Annotated in this window: 5 protein-coding genes and 1 pseudogene; all 6 read right to left on the bottom strand. The window is 49.2% G+C overall.

The window, feature by feature from the left end; genetic code table 11:
- Positions 1–197: pseudogene (locus B3D59_RS10215) on the bottom strand (tRNA pseudouridine(55) synthase TruB); the annotation flags it as partial.
- Positions 194–604, bottom strand: coding sequence for a 30S ribosome-binding factor RbfA (rbfA, locus tag B3D59_RS10210; protein WP_286819537.1), 411 nt, complete (start codon positions 602–604; stop codon positions 194–196). The gene rbfA and the pseudogene B3D59_RS10215, both read right to left, overlap by 4 nt.
- Before the next feature lie 12 nt (positions 605–616).
- Positions 617–3,589, bottom strand: a complete 2,973-nt coding sequence (gene infB, locus B3D59_RS10205; protein WP_286819536.1) for a translation initiation factor IF-2 — start codon at positions 3,587–3,589, stop codon at positions 617–619.
- Between the two features lie 72 nt (positions 3,590–3,661).
- Complete coding sequence (gene nusA, locus B3D59_RS10200; protein WP_286819535.1) at positions 3,662–5,035, bottom strand: transcription termination factor NusA; 1,374 nt, start codon at positions 5,033–5,035, stop codon at positions 3,662–3,664.
- A gap of 17 nt (positions 5,036–5,052) precedes the next feature.
- Positions 5,053–5,250: a ribosome maturation factor RimP gene (gene rimP, locus B3D59_RS10195; RefSeq protein ID WP_286819534.1), complete on the bottom strand. Its 198-nt coding sequence runs from the start codon at positions 5,248–5,250 to the stop codon at positions 5,053–5,055.
- On the bottom strand, positions 5,204–5,578 hold the full coding sequence (gene rimP, locus B3D59_RS10190; protein WP_286819533.1) for a ribosome maturation factor RimP: 375 nt from the start codon (positions 5,576–5,578) through the stop codon (positions 5,204–5,206). The genes rimP (B3D59_RS10195) and rimP (B3D59_RS10190) overlap by 47 nt, the downstream gene beginning before the upstream one ends.
- Positions 5,579–5,714: the final 136 nt, after the last annotated feature.

The following is a 5,714-nucleotide window of genomic DNA, read 5'->3' as shown; positions in this document are numbered from 1 at the left end:
CCTTTTACACCTTTTAGAAAATATTTTGAAATCCGGGTAGCCTTACCCACGGCAATGGGCAAGACCCCTGTGGCAAAGGGATCCAGGGTTCCTGTATGCCCGATTTTTTTTACCTTGAGCAGACGCTTGAGCCGGTTGACCACCCCGGCCGAGGAGATGCCTTTGGGTTTATTAACAACAAGAATTCCGCTTTTCATTCATCAGCGTGGTCGCAAGACCCTTCCAAAGCACCGGACATATCGTCCTCTCCCCGGTTCTCTCCCTTGGGGGCCGCATCAATCAAGGCATCCAGACGGGCAGCGTTATCAAACGAGTCATCATGGATAAAGCGCAGATCCGGCATCAACCGCAGGCCCAGTTTCGGGGCGATTCTTTTCTTAATAAACCCCTTTGATTTCTGGAATCCTTTGAGGGCTTCACGAATTCTTTTTTTATCCCCGAACACCGTAACATAGACATAGGCCAAACTGAGGTCCGGCGACATTTTCACGCCGGATATCGTTGCCATCTCCATTCTGGGATCCTGCATCTTCTTGGACAAAAGCTCTGTTATAGCCTGCTGAATCTGTATAGAGACCCGCTCGGCACGTGTATAGGGTTTCATAGACCGATCCTGCTATCCCTGGTATTTAACTTCTTCAACTTCATAACACTCAATGGTATCACCAACCTTGATATCATTATACTTTTCAAGACCGATACCACATTCATATCCCTGTTCAACTTCCTTGACATCATCCTTGAACCTGCGCAGGGAAGAGAGCCCCGTATCACATTTTATAATACCGTCACGCAGCAGACGCACCTTTTTGCCGCGCACCACCTTGCCTTCCGTAATACCGCACCCGGCAATGGTTCCGATTTTAGGAACCACAAAAGTTTCGCGGACCTCGGCCCGGCCAATGATATTTTCCTGAAAGGTGGAGGGCATCATGCCGTCAAGGGCGGCTTTGATGTCATTAATCACATCATAAATGATGTCATAGAAACGCATATCCACATTCTCATCCTTGACCAGCTTGCGGATCTGGGGTGTGGGTCGGACATTGAACCCGATGATAATGGCATCGGAAACAGCAGCCAGGGAGACATCAGACTCATTGATGGTGCCCACGCCGGAATGAACGATTTTAACATCCACCTCTTCCTTGGCCAGATCTTTGAGGGAATCATTAAGCGCTTCAATAGAGCCCTGAACATCAGCCTTGACAATGAGTTTAAGCTCTTTGATCTCGGCTGTGCCAAGATTTTCAAACATTTTTTGTAAATTAGCCCGGCTCTTCTTAGCCAGTTCCTTGGCCCGCTGTTTCTGCATACGGTGGGCCGCAATCTGCTTGGCATCCTTGTCTGACGCCACAGCTACAAACTCGTCTCCGGCATCAGGCACGCCGGCCAGACCAACAATCTCCACAGGTGTGGAAGGCCCTGCCGATTCCACGCGCTTTCCGGAATCATCAATCATGGCCCGGATATGGCCGGAATGAAGACCGCACACAACGGAATCGCCGTCCCTTAAGGTGCCTTGTTTTATCAGCACGGTGGCCACAGCGCCACGACCGGTATCCAAACGGGATTCCACCACGTAGCCCGTGGCCTTCCGATCCGGGTTGGCCCGCAGTTCCAGGACTTCAGCCTGAAGCAGCACCATTTCCAGCAACGCATCAATGCCCTTACCGGTTTTCGCGGAAACCTTGACAAAAATAACATTGCCACCCCACTCCTCGGACAGCAGATCGTATTCGGACAGTTCACGCATAATGCGATCCGGGTCAGCACCCTCCTTGTCCATTTTGTTCACGGCCACCACCACAGGCACGCCTGCAGCCTTGGCATGGTTGATGGCCTCAACGGTCTGAGGCATGACACCATCATCGGCTGCCACCACCAGAATAACAATATCGGTGACCTGGGCACCTCTGGAACGCATGGCGGTAAATGCGGCATGGCCCGGGGTATCAAGAAAGGTGATTCGTCCGCCGTTGGGGGTTTCTACATTATACGCACCAATGTGCTGGGTAATGCCGCCGGCCTCACCACTGGTGATCTTGGATTTGCGAATCACATCCAGCAATGACGTTTTACCATGGTCAACATGCCCCATAATGGTAACCACAGGCGGACACCATTCCAATTTTTCTTCGTCCTCTGCCTCAGGCGCAACATTAAGGAGCGTCTCTTCCTCAAAATTTGCCTTTTCCACCTCAAAGTCAAATTCAGCTGCCACAAGGGAAGCGGTATCAAAATCAATGGTCTGGTTCACCGTGGCCATAACGCCCAGACCCATGAGTTTAACAATCATTTCGTTGGCTTTGATGCCCATGCGCTTGGCAAGCTCTGCAAGCTCAATGGCCTCATCTATTTTTACGCGGCGTTTAATTGCTTTAGGCGTCGTAATCTGGGTTTTCTGAAAAGCACCTTTTTTACCCTTGGGATCTTTTCTACCCTTTTTCTTCCGACCTCCCCTGCCCTGGTAAAGATCATCTCCCTCCACCACAGCTTTTTTCTTACGCCGCTTTTTCCTGGAACCGGGTCCGTCAGAGGAGTGATCCTCATCACGATTCCATACCCGCTTACGCTCATTAGGAACGGCAGGCGGTATAACAAGATCCGGACCCGGGTCATCTGAAGGTATAATTTCCGGCATCGGCTGTTTGCGGACAGGCCGGTCATTATCGTTTCCAATGCCTGAATGACTCTCTCCGGCTTTGATTCGTTTTATATTTTCCAAAACCATGGGATCCGCGACCCTGACGATCTTGGCAGGGGCGGTTTTCTTCTTCTTTTTTTTGCGTTTGGCATGATTGCTGTCTTCTTCCATAGATTCGTCCCCACCTTGCTGCGCAGTATTCTCTTTCTGTTCCATGATGGCCTTTTTCTGGTCACCACTCACCGGTTCCGGTACTGATTTATCCCCAATGGAATCTGATGAACCAGACGAATCGTCTTTATTTTTGCCTTCGGGTTCAGGGGGGACCACAGGTGTTTCTGCGTTCTCATTTTCCGGCTGTTTTAAAACATTCTCATCTTCTACGGAGGCCTTTTCAATTTTTCCTTCAACATCCACAGCCACATCTTCATGCTCCGCCTCCGCCGACTGTTCAACCTTGGCAGGCTTAATAATTTTGGCGGGTTCGCTGGTTCTGGACATAAGCTTTCTGGCAGGCCGTCTTAGATCCCTCTTTTTTTTGGATTCCGGGGCAGTCTCTCCGCCGCGGGTTACCAACTCGTGGGACTGCTCATCCGTAACAGCAGCACCTTCCAAATCCCGAGCTTCTTCCTGATCTTGAAAATCCTGTACAGTCGACGCCTCGGACTCGAATGAATCGTCCATATCCTCATCCTTATCCAGTTCATCGGTCTGGGATAGACGCTTTGTCCTGCGCCTGCGGATCACCGGGGGACGGACATCAACCTCATTGGAGTGCTTCTTTTTACCCAACAAATTCTGTTTGACAGCCGCGACGTCACTGCTACCCAGAGCACTCATATGGCTTTTAGCATCTATTTTCAGCTCTTTAAGCTTTTCAAGAAGCTGCTTATTTGTCATGTTCAGATCTTTAGCTAACTCGTATACCCTGACCTTGGCCATTCGTTGCCCCCAGTAATCCTCTATAGTTGATTCTTTTGAAATTCGTTCCCCGTGTTACCGATGCAACAATCCTTATTCACCTGGTTCTTCAACACGCCCATCGTCTGCATCATCAAACGTTTCTCCCTCACCGGCATTGTCATCCAAATTAGTGTCGGGCGCCTTAAAAGAGGCTCGTTTCAGCAGTTCCTCCCGGGCCCTTCCCCGCTCATCTTGCATCAGACGCCCGGCTTCTTCTATCATTGCCTGGGCATCTTCCACGGAAATATTTAAAAAGGCCGCTATATCCTCGGGCACAGCATCCATAATATCCAGAAACGAAGAATAACCAGCCTTGAACAGTAACTCTGCTGCCGGCAGGCCCACTGTGGACAGTTTCATCAAACTGTCGTATCCCTCCTTGACCCCCCGACTGTACTCCTCTTCACTGGTGACTTCAAGATGCCAGCCGGTAATCTCACAGGCAAGGGATACATTCTGACCGCCCTTACCTATAGCAATGGAGAGATATTCATCGTTGACAATCACCTCCATGGACTGATTGTCTTCATCAATGATAACCCTTGCGATTTCAGCCGGGGATAATGCATTGCAGACAAATCTTGCAACGTCCGGACTCCACTGAACAATATCGATTTTCTCGCCCCGCAACTCCTGGACAATATTCTGAACCCGGTTGCCCTTAACACCCACGCAGGCCCCTACGGGGTCCACATCGGAGTCAATGGAGGAGACAGCAATTTTCGCCCTTACGCCGGGCACGCGTGCTGCAGCCCGGATGGAAACAATGCCTTCCGCCACTTCCGGCACCTCGGTTTTAAACAATTCAACCAAAAATTCCGGATGGGTCCGGGATAAAACAATCTGGGCACCTTTGGATTCTTCCAGCACATCAAGGACATAAGCACGGATCCGATCCCCTCGCTTATAACTTTCCTTAGGCATTTGCTCCCTTGGCCGCAGTACCGCCTCGGCCTGGCCCAAATTGACAATAATGCCACCCCGGTCAAAGCGTTGGACAATACCGTTGATTATTTTACCTTTTTTATGGATAAAATTCTCATATACGGCATTGCGCTCTGCTTCGCGCATTTTCTGTATGATCACCTGCTTGGCCGACTGGGCCGCAATGCGGCCGAAATCCTCGGTATCCATTCGAATCCCCAGCGAGTCACCGATTTCACATTCGGGATCAAATTCAAGCCCTTCCTCCAGGGTCAGCTCACTGTCTGGATATTCAACCTCCTCAACAACCTCTTTAAAATGGAAAACTTCAACATCTCCGGTTTTTTCATCATAATGGACTTCGATATCCGCCCTTGGGCCGATCTTTTTTCTGGCGGCAGAGACAATGGCCTCTTTCAAGGTAGTAATGAGGATTTCAGCATCAATACCCTTTTCTCGGCTTACCTGATCGATCACCCTTTTTATGTCTGTAATCAACATCTTAAACGCTCTCCATTTTACTGACCTGCAAGAATTGCTCTCATGATATTGGTTCCGGAAATATCAAAGGACATGCCGTCAACGGCAATCGTCACAGAATCTTCATTTGTCTTCTCAAGAATCCCGGTGAACTTTTTTCTTCCATCTATGACTTCATGGGTTTCAATTTTAATGCGTTCCCCCTGGAATCTGATAAAATCCGCCTTTGTCTTCAATNNGGCGGTTTGGGCCTGGGGATGATACTTCCAGGCGGTAAGGACCAATATCCTCAATATGGATATCAATCAGATCCCCAAGTTCCCGACTGACTGCCACACAGTCATCGAGAGCAACCCCTTTGGGCTTGTCAATATAAATTCTGACAAATTTCTGCCGATTATGGACAACACATTCAATGTGTACCAGTTCCAACCCCAAAGAATCTATCAGGGGTTCTGCTACAGTCTGAATCCGCTGTTCAACAGCACCGGGTTCTTCTTTGATGTTTATAAATGCCATCTCCTGAAGCAATCGTCCTTTTTCCACAAATACAAAAACGGGCATATGCCCGTTCCCGATACTAAAACTCTCAAAAAATCCTCACCAAATATCAGGCTCAGATCATATCTTTCCCCTAAACAAGTAGAACAAATCTGCCGTCCAACACCAAATTAATTTGGAGCGGGCAACGAGATTCGAA

Origin of the sequence: Desulfobacter sp. UBA2225 (assembly GCF_002348205.1) — a bacterium.
GTDB classification, from domain to species: domain Bacteria; phylum Desulfobacterota; class Desulfobacteria; order Desulfobacterales; family Desulfobacteraceae; genus Desulfobacter; species Desulfobacter postgatei.
This window is presented reverse-complemented; position numbering and strand designations above follow the sequence as displayed.

Bases quoted from the DNA above. Each gene is read 5' to 3' on its own strand.
- rbfA (WP_286819537.1), bottom strand. From the start codon at position 604: ATGAAACCCTATACACGTGCCGAGCGGGTCTCTATACAGATTCAGCAG.
- infB (WP_286819536.1), bottom strand. From the start codon at position 3,589: ATGGCCAAGGTCAGGGTATACGAGTTAGCTAAAGATCTGAACATGACA.
- nusA (WP_286819535.1), bottom strand. From the start codon at position 5,035: ATGTTGATTACAGACATAAAAAGGGTGATCGATCAGGTAAGCCGAGAA.